The organism is Mammaliicoccus sp. J-M41, assembly GCF_022385935.1.
GTDB lineage: Bacteria > Bacillota > Bacilli > Staphylococcales > Staphylococcaceae > Mammaliicoccus > Mammaliicoccus sciuri_A.
Genome location: NZ_JAJNIR010000023.1, coordinates 1 through 18,803 on the forward strand (window position 1 = coordinate 1; position 18,803 = coordinate 18,803).

The following is an 18,803-nucleotide window of genomic DNA, read 5'->3' on the forward strand; positions in this document are numbered from 1 at the left end:
AGATAAAAAGAAAATGTCTTCGACACCACGAGCCTTAATTTCATCAAATATTTGCATCCACTTATGCTTGCTTTCTGTTTCATTAAGCCATGACTTGGACTATCTCTTGGCTTTATTCGGTACTTAAGCCATGATTCGCCCCTTCTCTTGGCTTTATTCAGTACTTAAGCCATGACTCACCCATCCAATATTTCTTTTAACACGATTGCTTGATTGTGTTTTTCGTCTTTGGCGCCATACAATATGATGAGTGTTTGTTTTCTTTATATATTTCTTTTAGCTTATTTAAAGCTTCTTGTTGATCGCCTGATTCGAGTTCTTTTTTATATTTTTCTTTGAATGCTTCAAATTTACTTGGTTCGTGATTGAACCATTTTCTTAATTCACTAGAGGGCGCGATGTCTTTTAACCAATGATCTAAATTTGCTTTGTCTTTAGATATCCCTCTCGGCCATACTCGGTCCACTAATACTCTTACACCTTTTTCATCAAGATTATTATAAATTCTATCTATTTTACATACCATGAATGATCGACTCCTTTATATATATTTAGCCTATAGAAGTGAATCTTAAACCATAAAAGAAAACGCTTAATGTGTTATACTATATCTCAAATGGTAGGTTTAATTTCTAAATAAAAAATCTCGAAATGATGAACGGAGTGAATTTTTTTATGACTCAATACGACAGCCAGAATTTAAAAGAAAAATACTTAAATTTATTAGCAGAAAAGTTTGATGAAGAAGAAAAAGTAGCAACTGAAATTATTAATTTACAATCTATTTTAGACTTACCTAAAGGAACAGAACATTTCGTAAGTGACTTACATGGCGAATATCATGCATTCCAACATGTTTTAAGAAATGGTTCTGGTAATGTGAGAGCTAAAATTAATGATATTTTTAAAGATACACATTCTGAAGAACATATTAGCGACCTTGCTGCACTCGTTTATTATCCAGAAGAAAAATTGAAACTTGTTAAAAATCAATTTGCATCAAAATCGGAATTAAATGAATGGTATATTGAAACAATTCAACAGATGATACATCTTATTTCATACGCTTCAAGTAAGTATACACGTTCTAAGTTACGTAAAGCTTTACCAAAACAATTCGTATACATAATCGAAGAGTTATTATACAAAAGCAATGTCTATAACAATAAAACGACTTACTACGAAACGATTGTTCAAAAAATCATTTCACTAGGTCAATCAGATAAACTGATTATTGGTTTAGCATACACGATTCAAAGATTAGTCGTTGACCATTTACATGTTGTAGGAGATATTTATGACCGTGGTCCTGAACCCGATAAAATTATGGAGACGTTAATCAATTATCATTCTGTTGATATCCAATGGGGTAACCATGACGTATTATGGATTGGTGCTTATGCTGGTTCAAAAGTATGTTTAGCTAATATATTAAGAATATGCGCACGTTATGATAATTTAGATATCATTGAAGATGCATATGGCATTAATTTGCGACCTTTAGTTAATTTAGCTGAAAAATATTACGGCGATAATACTGCATTTCATCCAAAAAAACATGCCGACAAAGAACTATCAGAAGAAGAAAAACTTCAAATCACTAAGATTCATCAAGCAATCGCCATCATTCAATTTAAACTAGAAAGTCCAATTATTAAACGTCGTCCGTCATTTGATATGGAAGAAAGACTCGTACTCGAAAAAGTAAATTACGATAAAAATGAAATTACTATTTATGGTCAAACGTATCAATTAGAAAATACATGCTTCGAAACCGTTGATCCAGAAAATCCAGCACAACTAAACGAAGAAGAAGAGGAAGTCATTAATAAACTTCTACTTTCTGTACAAGAATCCGAAAAACTGAAACGTCATATGAACTTTTTAATGAAAAAAGGTAACTTATATTTAAAATATAATGGTAATTTGCTTATCCACGGATGTATACCTGTAGATGAACAAGGTAATATGGAAGAAATGGAAATTGACGGTAAAGTCTTTAATGGACGTGAGTTATTAGACCAATTCGAATATCATATTAGAAATTCATTTAGTCGTAAACATGAAACAGATGATTTATCTACAGATTTAATTTGGTATTTATGGACAGGTAAATATTCTTCATTATTCGGTAAACGTGCCATGACAACATTCGAAAGATATTTTATAAAAGATAAAGCGTCACATAAAGAAGAAAAAAATCCTTATTATTACTTAAGAGAAGACAGCGATATGTGTCGCAAAATGTTAGAAGAGTTTGATTTAGATCCTGAACAAGGTCGTATTATCAACGGTCACACACCTGTTAAAGAAATTGATGGTGAAAATCCAATTAAAGCAAATGGTAAGATGATTGTTATAGACGGTGGATTTTCAAAAGCTTATCAATCTACAACAGGTATCGCCGGCTATACATTGCTGTATAACTCATTTGGTATGCAGCTCGTTGCCCACAAACACTTCGGTACAAAAGAAAATGTACTACTCAACGGGGCTGATGAACTATCCGTTAGACGTGTTGTAGATGAAGAACTCGAAAGAAAGAAAGTTCGAGATACAAACATCGGTGCCAAACTGCAAGAAGAAATTCAAATGTTACAAGAATTAATGTCATATCGTTATATAGATTAAAAGAACCGCGAAAACTAACGTGAGCTGTTAGTTTTCGCGGTTTTTACTATATTCATCTTCAAGTAAAGTCTCGTTTTATTTTCTTTTTCCATGTTTTTGAGAAGCATTGTTCGCCTTCGTTATAAGCTACGACTTTATTATATAAATAATAATAGTCTTCATCACATGTCATTGTACTAAATGTCTCTACTTCAGTATCTATATCATCATCTTTAACAATCACTTTCCAATCACATTGAACTTTGGCTGATAACGGATCGTCTTCTTTAATTGTGTAGACATTTAAGTTCTCTGTTCCATATGTGATATGACTATCTTTTAATGTTCTTAATCCTTCATCTGAATAATCTCTTAATTCCCATTCATTGGTCGTTAACCGCTTCGTGATATCCCTCGTTCGAGACCCTTCTCTATGAATGATTTTTTTTAGAGGCTGTGCAGTTTCTGATAAAGGATAGTCTAATTGAATTTCTTCAAAATGATCAACTAAAGGTAATATCAATTGTGAATACTCTAAATCCACTTTTATATTTGCTATCTCTTTGCTCGGCCAAATTTGTGGCCAATATGTAGGAGAGATAGACACTTCTATTTTATGTCCTGCTGGTATTTGATAGCCTATAACATCTAGAGGTACTTCTGCATTGATATACTCGTTAATTGGTAGTTTCTCTGGCGTTTCATGACTCTTGTAGTGATTTAGATTCAACTGACCTTTCGTAATCAATGTCTTCTTGCCATTTGGATGCACGTCAGAAATACGCACATGGATATTGCCATATTCACAATCAGATTTAACACGGAGCTTTGCGATAGGTTGTCCAATGATATTCAATGTTTCACCATACGTCTCAACCATAAATGAGCATGCTAAAGCATTATCGATTGTTTGGTCACCTGGTAAGTCCCCTTCTTGGCCAAAAGGACAGAACACGCCTGAATAAAGACCATGTTGTTGATTATTTTTCAACGTGATTTCTTGCGTAATACTACTGAAAATATCTTTCGACTTGATGTCTTCTTTTAATAAATCTAGCCATTTGCCTTCTCGATAGTCGTATGAAGTTTGTGGCTCTACACTATCTTGAACATAAACAAGAAATTCGTCTTTATGGTTAATATGGTCATTCGGTTCCATCCATTTATCTAACCATGCGACAACTTCTTGTAAATATCCAAATTGAGGTCCAGGAATTGCAACGTCTGGAAATTCATGTGCCCAAGGTCCTATAATACCTTTCTTCGGAACATTCAAATGACGCATTAAACGAAACACAGCATTTGTGTAGCCGTCAGCCCAACCACTCATCGTTAATACCGGAATGGTAATGTTTGAATAATCTTCATTGATAGAACCGTGCTTCCAATAATCATCTCTTGTTTGATGACTAACCCATTCTTCCACAAACGGTGGTGTATGTTCTAAACGTTCAAGCCAATTCTCATACCATTTATCACCGAAATATTTCGGAAATGCTGGTCGTGCATTATATGCAAACATCGTAGAAGCCCACCAAAGCATATCAGAAGCCATAAGCGTTCCGCCTTTATAATGAACATCATCCGCGTATCGATCATCCGTTGAACATAATGAGATAATGGTCTTCAACGCTTCTGGTTGTCTCGCAGCAACTTGTAATCCGTTAAATCCTCCCCACGATTTACCGATCATTGCTACTGAACCATTTGACCACTCTTGGTTTGTTATCCATTCTATAATGTCCAATGCATCGTCTTGTTCTTGTAATGGATATTCGTCTTCGATAATACCTTCAGAATCCCCAGTTCCCCTTATATCAACTCGAATAGCAGTATACCCAAACCCTGCAAAATACTTATGTCTAATTTCATCCCGTAAAGCTGTAAATTCATCTTTTCTATATGGTAAATATTCTAATACCGCACCTTTAGTCTTAGTGTCGGTCTTAGGTTGCCAGATTTTAGCTGATAATTTCGTACCATCTTGCATCGTTATCCAAGTATGATGAATCACTTCGATTTCATATGGAAATTGTGTTCGCTCAGTTATTTTATTATAGTCTACATCAAAAACACCCATGTAAAATCCTCCTCTATTTATCTATTACTGCTTATTATACATAATTACATATATAAAAACTGACCAGACACTTTCGTCTGATCAGTTCGTACTATTATCCATTTTGAAGTAAATACATTTTGTGATAAATGCCGTCTTGTTTAATCAATTCGTCATGTGTGCCTCTTTCAACAATTTCGCCTTTATTCAATACGAGTATTTGATCAGCATCTTGAATAGTTGAAAGTCTATGTGCAATCGCTAATGTTGTTCTGCCTTTTCTCATTTTTTCTAAAGATGCTTGAATTTGCGCTTCTGTTTCTGAATCGATATTAGCAGTCGCTTCATCCAGTATTAATATTTTTGGATCACTTGCGATCGTTCTTGCAAATGCTAACAATTGTCTTTCTCCACTTGAAAATGCACTACCTTTTTCGATTACTTTATGATCATATTTCCCAGGTAATTTATTGATAAATTGATCTGCATTTACAAATTCAGCCGCTTCTTTCACTTTTTCAAAAGTCATTGTCGGGTGATACAATTTTATATTCGATGTAATCGTTCCGTAGAAAATAAATGCATCTTGAAGCACAAGCCCAATATTAGATTTGAGTTCTTTTTTCGGTATTTGCTTAATCGATTGTTGATCTATTAAAATTTCACCTTGTTCAAATTCATAAAATCTCATAAACAAGTTAATGATTGAACTTTTCCCAGAACCTGTATGCCCAACAAGTGCAACTGTTTCACCTGGATTTGCGATAAATGATATATTTTTTAATACATCTGTTTTGCCATCGTAACTAAATGTTACATCTTTAAATTCAATTTTGCCGTCAGTAATATGAAAATCTTGACGCTCTTGTTGCTCGGGCTCAAGCATATCATTATCGATTAGTTTAAATACACGACTCGCTGATACGAGCGCTTGTTGAAGTACGTTTAAATTTTGACTGACTTGGTTAATCGGTTCAAAGAAGCGTTCCATATATTGTACAAATGCAAATACAACCCCTGCTGTAATGCCACCTGAAAAGCTCAATATACCGAAGTAGCTTAATATCATAATGACAGCAAATACTGAAATCATACTGATTGCCGGTCTGAGTAATAAGCCATCAATTTTGACTGTCTTCATATTAAACTCATAGTGCTCATCGTTAATGTCATTAAATTCTTTTTGAAGTCTCTTTTCTTGATTAAATACTTGAATAATTCTCATACCTTCGATAGATTCAGCTAACTTCGCATTTAAATCTGATAAAAGCTGTCTCGCTTGAGAAAAGTATATCGCAGAATATTTTCTATAAAGTGCTAATATGACAACTATAATAGGTACAAATACAAGTGCCATTAAAGCTAATTTAAAATCTAAAATAAACATCATGACATAACTTGAAATAACCATAAATAATGCCATTAAAAATGATGAAAATACACCGATAAACATTTCTACAATGGCTTCAGTATCATTCGTTAACCTTGATACTATACTGCCACCTGGCTCTTTATCAAAATAGCGCATGCCTAATTGGCCAATTTTATCAAAAGCATCAATTCTTAATTGTTGAATCACTTTAAAAGCTAAATATTGAAATAAGTATACATTCCAATATGTTGTTACAGCACCGATGATTTGAACGACAAAGAATATGACAATCAGTAATGTCATATCTGATTCTGGAAATACACGTGGTGTTAAATAGTCATCGATAAATACTTTTACTAAATAAGGTGTTGCGACACTTGCAACTGTCGAAATCGTCAGCATCAAGAAAGCAAGTGCAATGATACCTTTAAAGGGGAACGTATATTTAATTAATCTTTTGAGTACATCAAACTGATCTTTGGCAGTTAAATTATGATTTTGTGCCATCGTTGTCATCCCCCTTTGCCAATTCATCTAGACTACTCGCAAGTTTTTCATGTAAGGCTTGTGATTGATACGTGTCATAATACCAACCTTTAAGATTCATCAACTCTTGATGTGTACCGCGTTCAATGATTGTGCCTTCATCCATCACGATAATCATATCCGCATGACTGACAGCACTCATTCTATGAGCTGTTATAATATTCGTCTTACCTTGTCTGACGTTCTGCATATTTTCAAGTATATGTTCTTCAGTCTCTGCATCTACTGCTGATAATGAATCATCTAATATCAGTACAGGTGGATTCATAATTAATGCCCTTGCGATAGAAATCCTTTGTTTCTGACCGCCTGATAATGAAACACCTCTCTCACCGACAACTGTATTGTAGCCTTCAGGAAAGCTTAATATATCTTGGTGAATATAACTAATATTACTCGCGTTATGAATAATATCATCATCGATAGTAGGATCGCTAAAGGCAATATTATTTCTTATTGAAGTCGAGAATAAAAAGTGATCTTGAGGTACATAACCAAATTGCGCTCTTAAATGACGAATATCAAAATAACTTAATGGATGATGTCCATATATAATTTCATCCGCTTCTTTCGTATCAAATTCGCGTAATAACAGACGAATGATTGCACTTTTACCTGACCCTGTTCGACCAACAATACCTAATGTTGTACCTTTTTCAATCGTGAAATGAATGTCATGTAATGCCACATTATCATCGTTTGGGAATTTAAAGGATTTAATGTCGACATGAATATCCCCTTCAGGAATCGTATCCGTCTTAACTTCTGTATCGACATCGTTTGGAACATTGGTAATTTCATTAATTCTTTCATATGAAGCATGACCTCTTTGAACAATGTTAAAGAATAATCCAAGTGCAAGCAGTGGCCAAACCATCATCCCTAAATAAGTTGTAAATGTAACAAGTTGTCCAATTGTAATATCATCTTGAATCACCATTCTTGCGCCAAAGAATATCGCTAAAAAGTAACTCACACCAATTACTGACATAATCGTTGGATCAAACAATGCATCAATTTTAGAAACTTTTAAATTTTTGTATACGACATCATCACTTAGTTGCTTAAAATCTGCTTGATCGTCTTTTTCATAACCAAAAGTCTTTGTAACTTTTATCCCAGCAATACTCTCTTGAGTCTTATCATTCAACTGACTAAACGCAGCTTGTGCCTTTTTAAAACCGCGGTTAAGCAATTTACCATAATAACTCGTTAATATAATCATAATAGGAAGTGGAATCATCACAATTAAAGTTAAACGCCAATCAACAGTAATTGCCATAGTAATCAGAACAGCCCCACCTGACATCAATGAATCAGCAATTGTCAGAACGCCGCCACCTGCAGTGTTCTGAACAGCTCTAATATCATTAGTAGCATGTGCCATTAAATCTCCAGTACGTCTTTCTTGGAAAAAGGAAGGACTCATTGACGTATATTTGTGATACAGTCGCTCTCTTAATATCTTCCCTAACCTCATACTCGCCCCGAAAATCATAATGCGCCAGTAGTACCGAAATACATATGTTAATACAGCAGCAAGAAATAAAATGATGAGATAAATAAGAAGCGTCTTTTCCGTTAAAGTATTAAAGCTAATACCATCAATCACTCGACCAATAATTTGTGGTGGCAACAAATCAATCAGCGCAACGAGTAATAAAATGAGAATGCCAAAAATATAATTTTTCCTTTCTTGTTTAATAAACCAGCCCAATTTTGCAAATACCTTCATAATCGTCCACACTCCCCTTATATCTACACATTTAAAATTTTAGCACAAAACAATCATCTGAAAATTGAAAGTTCATAATTTTCATACATTTATATAAAAATCATCCGAATGGCGTATACGGGAATTTTGTAGATGAGGGAGATTGGGAGGTGTGGGTGTTGCTTGTTTAGGCAGTCTTGCAATATACGGGCGTGCTATGTGGCTTGTTTAGGCAGTCTTGCAATATACACGGCTCCAATATTGCTAGTCACCCTTCTCTTGCAATATTCAGACCTCCAATGTTGCTAGTCACGCTCCACTTGCAACATTCAGAACACTTCATCCCACTATTCCCCAATAAAAAAATGGCCGGGACATTATTCAATGTTCCGCGCCATTTTCACTTCTTTATGATTTTGTACCGAATAGACTTATTCCTAATATGACAAATACTGCACCACTTATTTTATTGATAATTTTTTCTACTACGATATTTTCTCTTAATTTTGTTGTTAAACTACTTGAAAAGATTGCAATGATAAATGATGTGATCGCACCCATTACTGCGAAAATACTACCCAATATTAAAAATGGTATTGGACCGTACTGATTATCCACTGAAATAAACTGTGGAATAAAGGAAATAAAGAATAGCGCTACCTTAGGATTCGTAACGTTCGTGATCACGCCTTGTACAAATAATTTTCTACGAGACTGATACACGGTCTTCTTTATTGAGATTGAAGATTGTTTACTTATAAACATTTGTATACCTAAATAAATTAAATAAACTGCTCCGACAATTTTAATAATCGTGAATAAGACAACGGAAGTTTGTAAAATAACGGACAACCCTAATCCTGACAGTACAGTATGAACAACTGCACCAACCGATACACCTAATGCTGAATATATACCTGCATCTCTACCTTGTGAAATACTTCTATTTAATATAAACATCATATCAATACCAGGTGTGATACAGATGATAAGCACTGTGATTAAAAACAGTTGAAAAGATACGATATCAAACATCATTTACCCCCTTTAAATTAATCGTTAAGATATACTAACATATAATCTAAAGTTGTAAAATGAAAATTTTAATTTATCTCGACCTTTTCAATTTCTAAGTCTATATTTAACTTTTCAAGTATTGATTCAAAACCTTCTATAGTATAGTTCTCATTTTCAGTTACTAATGTCTTAATCCTGCCATGACCGTTGGAAATGTAGGATGCTGCTTGTTCAATAACAGTTTGAGCAGGATCAATAAACATGATATGTGGATATAATTCTTTAAAATAACTATACAACCACGGTAAATGTGTAGAAGATAATGTAAATATATCGATTTCTTCATGTTGGTCTATAATATCATCCATAAAATTCTTCACAGTCATTAAAGTACGATATTTATCGGATATAAATGAACCGTCTTCAACTAATTCTACTAATGAAGAAGCATTAAATTGATATACATGGCCTGAAGAAACTTCATTGTTTATAAATTCATTTAATGCATCACTTTCAATTAAAGATTGAACACCTAAAATACCTATTTGTTTACTAGAAGATTTCTCTAACGCTTCTTTCACCGGTGGAAATACACCTATGATTTCAGTATCAAAATTATCTTTCATGTTATTTAAAATAGTAATCGTTGGTACATTAGATGCCACGATAATCAAACGAGGATTCCACTTTTCTAAATAATGAATGGTTTGTGTGATTACAGTTTCTAATTCATGGATATATTTTTGACCATAAGGAAACTGATTGCGATCTGCCAAATATATTATGTCTTGATTTGGGTATGTCTTTTTTAACAATTCTACAATTGAATAGCTGCCAATTCCCGCATCAAAAACAGCAATAGGTTGCAATAACGTGTCTTGATTATTTGTCATATATGCCATCCTAACTTAAATTTCTAAAAATACTTTCGGTGTTTGTGCTATTTTCTCATCTACCACGTTATAAAATCCACCTTTTTGATATCCCATACAATGCACTTTATCTTCTGTAGCAATTTCGAATTCAAGTTCCCACTTCATTCTACTCACTTTAACTAACCAACACCTACCAACTGGTTTATCATGAATCGTCAATGGTACTTTATAGTCTGACTCAGTTCTCATCAATATTGGTGATATATTAAATTTCATCATTTCTGAGTAAGTCATATATTGGTTGATAAAAGCAGTTCTTAAATCTTCAAACCATCTTACATACACAATATTACTCACAATGCCCATAGCATCAATATCATAAACATTAACTTCGATTTCTTTTTCAGCGACTAATTTTCTCTCTTGCATTAAAAAGACTCCTTCGTACATCATTTTTTATTATTTCAAAATAACTTTATACATATTATCACTTAAAGTCATTCATTAAATCAACCTTTAGCAATACTAGGAATTTTTAAATCACTTAAGAATAATCTAGTTATTAGTTATTCTCTTTGTTATCTTTTTTGCGACGACCAAGCAATAATAATGATCCAACTCCAGCAAATAAACCGCCGAATAAAGCACCGTTATTAATTGGTTGTTCACCAGTGTCTGGTAATTTCTTATCATTATTTGATTTATCATGATCATCTGTAGTTGCAGCTTTTGCAATGCCGTTTCCATCATTGTTGTTTGAATCAGTTGAACCCATTCCCATATCTGAGTCTGAGTCTGAATCTGAGTTGCTTTCTGAATCTGATTCACTATCAGAGTTTGAATCGCTGTCTGAGTCTGAGTTGCTATCTGAGTCGCTTCCAGTGTCCTCTTTAGCACCATGGATGATTACTTCATCTTGTGGTTCTTCAATGATTTCACCAGTTTCAGGATCTTTCAATCCATCTTTACCTGGGATAACTTTAGTTTCACCTTCTGGTAAGTTTGGATCAATTTCTTCATGAGTACCATGAGGAATAATTTCAGGTGCATAGTTAACAATTTCGTCTGTTGGTTCTTTCGTTACTTCCGTTGTTGGATCGCCTTCGCCTACTTTTTCTGCTGTTAATGGATTAATTGTTGCTGCTTTGTTTGTTTCTTCAGTTTTTGGCGCTTCTTCTGTTTCTACTTTGTCTGTTTCTTCAGCTGTTGACGCTTCTTCTGTTGTTGCTTTTTCTGCTTCTTCAGCTTTTGGTGCTTCTTCTGTTTGTTCTTCTTTAGCGACATCTTGTTCATTAGTTGCAATTTCTTCTGTGCTCTCTTGATCTACAATTTGTTTTTCTGTTGATGTTTGTTTTTCTATAGCCTCTTCAGATTGACCATCATCATTTAAATTATTTGACTGTGATTGTACAGAATTATTTTGTTGTTCATCCGCTTTTGCTTCTTCACCTATCCCGAAAAGTAAAGTAGCTCCGACTAAAATAGAAGCAGTTCCTACTGTAAATTTTCTAATAGAATACTGGACCGTCTACACTTAATTGGACAACTTCTTTAAAGAGAAGTATTGTTAAAATTAAGAAAGTAGGTGGTCTTTTTATGAGAAGAGAGCGTAGAGAATACAGTAATGAATTCAAACAGCAAATGGTTGATTACAACATAAAAAAATCTCTTGTCATTTAATATGACAAGAGATTAATTCGTTAATATATTTTATTATTTAAGTTCTTCACCGTTTGTATCGATAACATTTTTATACCAATAGAATGAGTTCTTCTTAGTACGTTTTAATGTTCCTTTTCCTGCATTATCACGATCTACGTGAATTAAACCATATCGTTTTTTCATTTCACCTGTTGTAAATGATACAATATCAATTATGCCCCATGGTGTGTAACCCATTAGTTCAACACCGTCTTCATCAACCGCTTCTATAGACGCTTGAATGTGTTCTCTCAAGTAATCGATTCTTTCTTGGTCATCTATCGTACCGTCTTCTTTAAATTCATCTGTTGTACCGAAGCCATTTTCAACGATAAATAATGGTAACTGATAGCGATTGTACAGCGCATTTAAAGTATATCGTAAACCAATTGGATCTATTGCCCAACCCCATTGACTGACTTTAATGTATGGATTCTCTACTGAATTTGGTAATCCACCATTCACAACATTACCATCAACACTTTGTTCTGCATCATGTTTAACGACTGTAGACATATAATAACTGAAGCCGATATAGTCTACCGTACCATTTTTCAAGATTTCATCGTCGCCTTCTTGCCACTTAATATCGTAACCTTTTTTCTCGAACATTTTTAATGCATAACCTGGGTAATATCCTCTTACTTGAACATCTGGGAAGAAATATCTCAAACGACTGGCAATTTCCGCTTCTAAAATATCTTTAGGATTACATGAATATGGATAAATAGGTACGTGAGAAATCATGTTTCCAATTACAAAGTTTGGATTAATTTCTTTACCTTTTGATACAGCAAGTGCACTTGCGATTAATTCGTTATGCGCAACTTGATATAATACTTCTTCAGCATCATCTTCTTCTGTTAAAGTGACACCAGAATTCGTCCATAAGAATATAGGATTACTCGTATCCATTTGGTTATTAATCTCGTTAAATGTCATCCAATATTTCACTTTATCTTTATAACGATTGAAGACAGTTTCAGCAAAACGAACGAAAAAGTCTACAACTTTACGATTTCTAAAACCACCATATTCTCGTGCTAAATGTAACGGCATTTCAAAATGAGATAACGTTAATACAGGTTCAATGTTATATTTTAAAAGCTCATCAATCACATTATCATAGAACTTTAGCCCTTCTTCATTTGGCTCAGTTTCATCACCATTTGGAAAAATACGCGTCCATGCGATAGATGTTCTTAAACACTTTAATCCCATTTCATTGAACAGGCCAATATCTTCTTTATATCTATTGTAGAAATCAATACCTTCATGGTTAGGATAATATTTGTCCGCTTCAATCTTTTCAGTAATTTCACGTGCTTTACCATGCTCACCAGCAGTCATCACATCATGAACACTTAACCCTTTACCACCTTGATCATATCCACCTTCGAATTGATTAGCAGCTAAAGCGCCACCCCATAAAAAGTCTTTGTTTAATTTAGCCATTTGATTACCTCCGGATATTTTGTATACACTTACATTATAATTATACCGATACAATTTGTAAAGATAGGTATATATTTAGTTAGTGTTATTAATTTAACAAGTGCTATAATATGAGTAATATCTATCATAAAGTGGGGATTAATATGCTTAAGTACGAGCTTATTGCCGAACGTATTGAGTCGCTTATCAATAATGGGCATTATGAAGCTGGGGATAAATTACCGAGTGTTGAAGTTTTAAGAAGTGAATTTAACGTGAGCAAGAGTACGATTATCAATGCTCTCAAAAATCTAGAAAAAACAGGTTTAATCTATCAAGCTAGAGGCAGTGGGATTTATGTAAGAAATCCGAAAAGAGATGGATTTGTTAACTTATTTACTGCTGATGGATTTTCAGATGAATTTAAAGGGCACGATGTAACGAGTAAAATCTTAAAAGTCGCAGAGATTCAACCTGAAGATGAAGTAAAACAACAATTAAAGTTAAAAGATAACGATACTGTATATCTTGTAGATCGCGTTAGATATCTTGATGGAGAGGTATTCTGTATTGAAACTTCTTATTTTAGTAAGAATGTTGTCTTATACATGAATGAAGAAATTGCCAATGGTTCAATCTTTCATTACATTGAAAATAACTTAAAAGTCAAAGTAGGATTCACTGATATATATTTCAATATTGGTAAATTAAATAAAGAAGATGCGACACACTTGGAATTAAATGAAGGTGATCCATCTTTAGAATATGAACAAATATTCTACACGAGTACAGGTATTCCTTTCGACTACTCTAAAATCATATTCCATTATGAAAATTCTAGATTCTATATACCTTCAATTAAATAATAGATCGGGACAGTCATCATGAGCGATGGCTGTCCCGTTTTTTATGCCATTTCTGTTGGATTAATGGCTTGTATAAATTTAAATGTATTGGCTTCAAATTCAAATTCGAGTATGCAACAATTGGAGAATTTCACTTCTTTAACTTTTTCAAATGGTAACCATAGTTGTAAAAACATATATAATGCTCCACCATGGCTTACAGCTAAAATTGTATCGGCTTCATCTGTATTCATGATATTTGTTAAAGTTTCGTTCATTCTATTTTGCAGTTCTTCACTAGACTCACCGCCATAATCAACAAAGAAGTCTCCATAAGAAGTTTCACCTGGCTTATGTGGCGGATTTAATGTTTCACTTTCAGCTTCATAAAGCCCAAAGTTCCATTCTTTTAATCCTTTTAATCTTACATACGGCCTTTCTGGACATATAATTTCAAGCGTATCACTCGCGCGTTCTTGTGTAGATGCGTATAACGACTCAAATGTTATATTCGATTCATCGAAATACTTTTTTGCCATACGCGCTTGTTCAATACCTAATTGTGTTAATGGTGAATCAGATGCACCTTGAATTTTTTTCTTCTCATTAAATAATGTTTGTCCGTGTCTCATTAAGTATAATTTCTTACTCAAAATCCATCATCCCTCTTATCAAATTATCATTCATTACATTTATCCTACCATTATTAAAACTTAAGTGTAAAATAACATTTATTTTCATGAGCGTTCCTATTGCTTTAGTAAAAATTTTAAGTATAATATTTATAGTTAGTTTAATTTTTATCACAGAGGAGAAATATTATTATGTCACAAGTATTATTTATTACAGCTCATCCACATGATGAAACTGTTTCTTTTTCAATGGCAACAGCTAAATCATTTATCGAAAGTTATAAAGCTTCAAACCCAAATGATGAAGTCGTTCATATCGATTTATACAATTCATACATTCCACAAATTGATGCAGATGTATTTGCTGGTTGGGGTAAATTACAATCAGGACAAGGATTTGAAGAACTTTCAGAAGGCGAACAAGGTAAAGTACGTCGCTTAAACGAATTAAGTGATCAATTTGTTAATGCAGACAAATATGTATTTGTTACACCATTCTGGAACTTCTCATTCCCACCAGTTATGAAAGCATACTTAGATTCAGTATCAGTAGCTGGCAAAACATTCAAATATACAGCTGAAGGTCCAGTTGGTTTATTACCAAATAAAAAAGCATTACACATTCAAGCACGTGGTGGATACTATAGTGAAGGTCCAGCAGCTGACTTAGAAATGGGTCACCGTTACATCGGACAAATGATGAACTTCTACGGAATTACAGACTTTGACGGTTTAATTGTTGAAGGCCACAATGCTAACCCAGAAAAAGCAGAAGAAATCAAAGCAGACGCAATCGAGCGTGCAAAAGCATTAGGACAAACATTCTAATTTAATATTGAAAAATTGAACCTGAGTCATCACGCGATGACTCAGGTTTTCATTTATCGGCCTGTAAATCCTGTTTTCGGGTCGATATTTATTTTTATCGGCCTGATAATCTCATTTTCGGGTCGATAAATTTTTTTATCGGTCCATATTTCTCGTTTCTGGACCGATAATTTTTCGTATCGGTCCGTATTTCCAATTTCTGGACCGGTAATTTATTTTATCGGTCCAGAAACTCCCATATCCTCCCCCAAATTTCCTTCTAATCCTAAAATATATTACATTTTATTCAAAAGTTTCGTTTATACTATATTTATCAAGGAATTATTTTATGATTGGAGGCTTTTTCATAATGAAAGAGATTATAATTTTAACGGTGAGTGATATTCATGGCTATATCTTCCCTACTGATTATCAAGAGGCTCATCAAGACTTACCTAAGGGCTTACTTAAAATTAATCAAATGATTCAAGATATCAAGAAAACTCATGAACATGTCATCGTAATGGACAATGGTGATTTTCTACAAGGTTCACCACTATGTTCATATTTGGCTTCGGAAACAAAATCAAGCAAGCCTTTAACAGATCTATACAACCAAATTGGTTTTGACTTTGGTGTTATTGGAAATCATGAATTTAACTATGGCTTACCTTATCTTTATGATGCGATTAAATCTTTAAACTACCCCGTGTTATCGGCAAATATTTTTAAAGATCATCAACCTTTCACTGGTAATGATGTCATTTATTTAGAAAAAGAGAAAACAACTTTCGGTATTATCGGTTTAACGACTCAATATATACCGCATTGGGAGAAACCCGATACAATAGCCGAATTAAGTTTCCAATCTGCTGTTGAAACTGCGAAAGAACTGATACCAGAAGTGAGACGTAACGCGGATATTGTTGTCGTGTGCTATCACGGAGGCTTTGAGCGTGATTTACATACAGGTGAAGAAACTGAATTACTTACTGGTGAGAATGAAGGATCCGCTTTACTAACAGAATTAGAAGATGTTGATGTATTGATAACAGGTCATCAACATAGAGAAATTGCAGAAGTCATTAATCAAACAGCAGTCATTCAACCCGGTGGTAAAGGAGATTGTCTCGGTAAAATCACATTGAAAATTGATGAAGAAACAAATAAAGTGTTATCAGCAGATTCAGAATTACTATTTGTTAAAGACTATCAACCTCAAATTTCAATTCCACAAAGTCTTACAAACTTAGAAAAAGAAATTAATGACTGGTTAGATACTGAAATCTCGCAACAATCTCAAACGATGTATGTCGACGATCATTTTAAAGCAAGAATAGAGCCACACCCACTGATTAACTTTATTAATTATGCTCAAATGAAGCTTAGTGGTGCTGATATTTCCGCTTCAGCATTATTTGATAGTGGTGTTGGGTTTGGACAAACTATTACGATGCGTGACGTTATTAACAATTACCCATTCCCTAATACATTCTATGTACTAGATATTACTGGTAAAGATTTATTACTAGCCTTAGAAAGAACCGCTTCATACTTCGATATTGAGCAAGGTGAACTCGTTGTGAATAAGGCTTTCATTGAACCTAAACCACAACATTATAACTATGATATGTACGCGGGTATTTCATATACATTCAATATTCATAAGCCTATTGGCAATCGTGTAGAAAATGTTTTATTTAAAGGCAAGACTATCGAATTAGACGCACATTATTCTATCGTTCTTAATAATTATAGAGCAGTTGGTGGCGGTGACTTTAACATGTATAGTGCTGATAAAATTATCAAAGATATTCAAGTAGAAGGCGCAGAAATGCTGATTAACTTCTTAGAGCAACACAGTATAGAAGATGTGCCAGAAGTAATGAATTTTGAAGTGAAATATTAACTAAACCCGAGAAATATGTTGCATCAGACAAACCTTTAATATCCTTACAATCATTTAACAAAATTTTCTATTTTTATGTAAAAAAAACATAAGATTTTGTGGTAATATTTTTATGTAAATGGAGTCCATACAAATTATGGCATTAAATAGAAAATATATGCATATTCATATTGTAATTTTACATAATCGAAGCGTATAATTAAATTTGTATCGAGATTTTATTTATTTGTAGTGATAATACATATTTGGAGGTTTAATTAATGGACATGAAAAAAAGTTTTAGTTTTGTAACCATACTTTTGTTGGGGGCAATGATTTTACTAGCTGCATGTGGCAACGGGAAATCAAGTATTGATTCAAAATCGTCAAGTGATGGGGATAGCAAAGGGGACAGCTATAAACCTAAAGAACTTACTATTCAATTCGTTCCATCTCAAAATGCTGACACATTAGAAGCAAAAGCAAAACCGTTAGAAAAATTATTATCAAAAGAATTAGATATTCCAGTAAAAGTTTCAGTTTCTACAAATTACAACACAATCGTTGAAGCAATGAAATCTAAAAAAGTAGACGTTGGTTTCTTACCACCTACTGCTTACACATTAGCACATGATCAAAAAGCTGCTGATGTATTACTACAAGCACAACGTTATGGCGTTAACAAAGACGGATCTAATAATGACAAACTCGTTAAAAGTTATAAATCACAATTTGTTGTTAAAAAAGATTCTGGAATTAAATCTTTAAAAGATATGAAAGGTAAAAAAATTGCCTTACAAGATGTTACATCAACTGCAGGATACACTTATCCAGTAGCTGAATTATTAAAAGAAGGCATCAATCCAATTAACGACATGAAAATTACAAATGTTAAAGGACATGACCAAGCTATTATTGCATTATTAAATGGTGACGTTGATGTAGCTGTAACATTCCAAGATGCTCGTAACATTGTTAAGAAAGACCAACCAAACGTCTTCAAAGATACTGAAATCGTAGAATTAACTGAAGATATTCCAAACGATACAATTTCAGTAAGAAGCGATATGGATGACAAATTTAGAGATAAACTTAAAAAAGCTTTTAAAGATATCGCAAAAACTAAAGAAGGTCACAAAATTGTAAGTGAAGTTTATAGTCATGAAGGCTATGTTGATAGTAAAGACTCTGAATTCGATATCGTACGTGAATACGGTAAAAAAGTAAACGATAATGAAAAATAATGATGAGATTTAATATAAAAGCTCAGCTCCTATTATGAGCAGAGCTTTTATTTTTTAAG

The 18,803-nt window shown here is 33.4% G+C and carries 13 protein-coding genes and 2 pseudogenes; 5 read left to right on the forward strand and 10 right to left on the reverse strand.

Translation table 11 applies throughout. The features are described 5' to 3' along the window. Positions 1-176: 176 nt before the first annotated feature. Positions 177-526, reverse strand: a pseudogene (locus tag LQ686_RS09250) (DUF488 domain-containing protein). 149 nt (positions 527-675) lie between these two features. Here LQ686_RS09250 and LQ686_RS09255 point away from each other — a divergent pair. Beyond that, positions 676-2,631 carry a fructose-1,6-bisphosphatase gene (locus LQ686_RS09255; RefSeq protein WP_107572920.1) on the forward strand — a complete coding sequence of 652 codons (1,956 nt, stop codon included), beginning with the start codon at positions 676-678 and terminating at the stop codon, positions 2,629-2,631. A gap of 58 nt (positions 2,632-2,689) precedes the next feature. Here LQ686_RS09255 and LQ686_RS09260 read toward each other — a convergent pair whose 3' ends face one another. From LQ686_RS09260 to LQ686_RS09295, 8 genes and pseudogenes are all read right to left on the reverse strand, one after another. After that, positions 2,690-4,690 carry a CocE/NonD family hydrolase gene (locus LQ686_RS09260; protein ID WP_107572919.1) on the reverse strand — a complete coding sequence of 667 codons (2,001 nt, stop codon included), beginning with the start codon at positions 4,688-4,690 and terminating at the stop codon, positions 2,690-2,692. Positions 4,691-4,784: 94 nt separating this feature from the next. Then, complete coding sequence (locus LQ686_RS09265) at positions 4,785-6,548, reverse strand: ABC transporter ATP-binding protein (protein WP_107565574.1); 1,764 nt, start codon at positions 6,546-6,548, stop codon at positions 4,785-4,787. Next, positions 6,532-8,322, reverse strand: a complete 1,791-nt coding sequence (locus tag LQ686_RS09270) for an ABC transporter transmembrane domain-containing protein (protein WP_103361677.1) — start codon at positions 8,320-8,322, stop codon at positions 6,532-6,534. The genes LQ686_RS09265 and LQ686_RS09270 overlap by 17 nt, the downstream gene beginning before the upstream one ends. A gap of 387 nt (positions 8,323-8,709) precedes the next feature. After that, a complete protein-coding gene (locus LQ686_RS09275; RefSeq protein WP_107572918.1) occupies positions 8,710-9,336 on the reverse strand; it encodes a LysE family translocator in 627 nt (208 codons plus the stop codon). 68 nt (positions 9,337-9,404) lie between these two features. Next, entirely contained in the window at positions 9,405-10,211 is an 807-nt protein-coding gene (locus tag LQ686_RS09280; protein WP_107572917.1) for a glutamate racemase, read from the reverse strand. A 15-nt stretch (positions 10,212-10,226) separates the two neighbouring features. After that, positions 10,227-10,622 (reverse strand): acyl-CoA thioesterase, encoded by a 396-nt coding sequence (locus tag LQ686_RS09285; RefSeq protein ID WP_025906898.1) that lies wholly within the window; start codon positions 10,620-10,622, stop codon positions 10,227-10,229. A 133-nt stretch (positions 10,623-10,755) separates the two neighbouring features. Beyond that, positions 10,756-11,715 (reverse strand): annotated as a pseudogene (locus LQ686_RS14365) (E domain-containing protein); the annotation flags it as partial. 191 nt (positions 11,716-11,906) lie between these two features. Further along, a complete protein-coding gene (locus LQ686_RS09295; RefSeq protein ID WP_103360806.1) occupies positions 11,907-13,349 on the reverse strand; it encodes a 6-phospho-beta-glucosidase in 1,443 nt (480 codons plus the stop codon). Positions 13,350-13,492: 143 nt separating this feature from the next. Here LQ686_RS09295 and LQ686_RS09300 point away from each other — a divergent pair, with 143 nt between their 5' ends. Beyond that, a complete protein-coding gene (locus tag LQ686_RS09300) occupies positions 13,493-14,194 on the forward strand; it encodes a GntR family transcriptional regulator (RefSeq protein ID WP_025906902.1) in 702 nt (233 codons plus the stop codon). 41 nt (positions 14,195-14,235) lie between these two features. Here the strand turns inward: LQ686_RS09300 and LQ686_RS09305 are convergent, their stop codons facing one another. Beyond that, positions 14,236-14,826 (reverse strand): histidine phosphatase family protein, encoded by a 591-nt coding sequence (locus LQ686_RS09305; protein WP_198052304.1) that lies wholly within the window; start codon positions 14,824-14,826, stop codon positions 14,236-14,238. Positions 14,827-14,997: 171 nt separating this feature from the next. On the opposite strand from LQ686_RS09305, the gene LQ686_RS09310 reads away from it, so the two are divergent. From LQ686_RS09310 to LQ686_RS09320, 3 genes are all read left to right on the forward strand, one after another. Further along, positions 14,998-15,633: an FMN-dependent NADH-azoreductase gene (locus LQ686_RS09310; protein ID WP_107565569.1), complete on the forward strand. Its 636-nt coding sequence runs from the start codon at positions 14,998-15,000 to the stop codon at positions 15,631-15,633. Positions 15,634-15,982: 349 nt separating this feature from the next. Then, complete coding sequence (locus LQ686_RS09315; RefSeq protein WP_103360805.1) at positions 15,983-17,521, forward strand: bifunctional metallophosphatase/5'-nucleotidase; 1,539 nt, start codon at positions 15,983-15,985, stop codon at positions 17,519-17,521. 266 nt (positions 17,522-17,787) lie between these two features. Next, the gene (locus tag LQ686_RS09320) at positions 17,788-18,744 is read left to right on the forward strand and encodes a phosphate/phosphite/phosphonate ABC transporter substrate-binding protein (protein WP_025906906.1); all 957 of its coding nucleotides are present in this window, start codon (positions 17,788-17,790) and stop codon (positions 18,742-18,744) included. The last annotated feature ends 59 nt before the right edge of the window (positions 18,745-18,803 follow it).

What these genes read in the sequence shown, in the direction of transcription:
- LQ686_RS09285 (WP_025906898.1), bottom strand. Translation starts at nt 10,622, where the DNA reads ATGCAAGAGAGAAAATTAGTCGCTGAAAAAGAAATCGAAGTTAATGTT.
- LQ686_RS09300 (WP_025906902.1), top strand. Translation starts at nt 13,493, where the DNA reads ATGCTTAAGTACGAGCTTATTGCCGAACGTATTGAGTCGCTTATCAAT.
- LQ686_RS09280 (WP_107572917.1), bottom strand. Translation starts at nt 10,211, where the DNA reads ATGACAAATAATCAAGACACGTTATTGCAACCTATTGCTGTTTTTGAT.
- LQ686_RS09265 (WP_107565574.1), bottom strand. Translation starts at nt 6,548, where the DNA reads ATGGCACAAAATCATAATTTAACTGCCAAAGATCAGTTTGATGTACTC.
- LQ686_RS09255 (WP_107572920.1), top strand. Translation starts at nt 676, where the DNA reads ATGACTCAATACGACAGCCAGAATTTAAAAGAAAAATACTTAAATTTA.
- LQ686_RS09275 (WP_107572918.1), bottom strand. Translation starts at nt 9,336, where the DNA reads ATGTTTGATATCGTATCTTTTCAACTGTTTTTAATCACAGTGCTTATC.
- LQ686_RS09295 (WP_103360806.1), bottom strand. Translation starts at nt 13,349, where the DNA reads ATGGCTAAATTAAACAAAGACTTTTTATGGGGTGGCGCTTTAGCTGCT.
- LQ686_RS09260 (WP_107572919.1), bottom strand. Translation starts at nt 4,690, where the DNA reads ATGGGTGTTTTTGATGTAGACTATAATAAAATAACTGAGCGAACACAA.
- LQ686_RS09315 (WP_103360805.1), top strand. Translation starts at nt 15,983, where the DNA reads ATGAAAGAGATTATAATTTTAACGGTGAGTGATATTCATGGCTATATC.
- LQ686_RS09320 (WP_025906906.1), top strand. Translation starts at nt 17,788, where the DNA reads ATGAAAAAAAGTTTTAGTTTTGTAACCATACTTTTGTTGGGGGCAATG.
- LQ686_RS09270 (WP_103361677.1), bottom strand. Translation starts at nt 8,322, where the DNA reads ATGAAGGTATTTGCAAAATTGGGCTGGTTTATTAAACAAGAAAGGAAA.
- LQ686_RS09310 (WP_107565569.1), top strand. Translation starts at nt 14,998, where the DNA reads ATGTCACAAGTATTATTTATTACAGCTCATCCACATGATGAAACTGTT.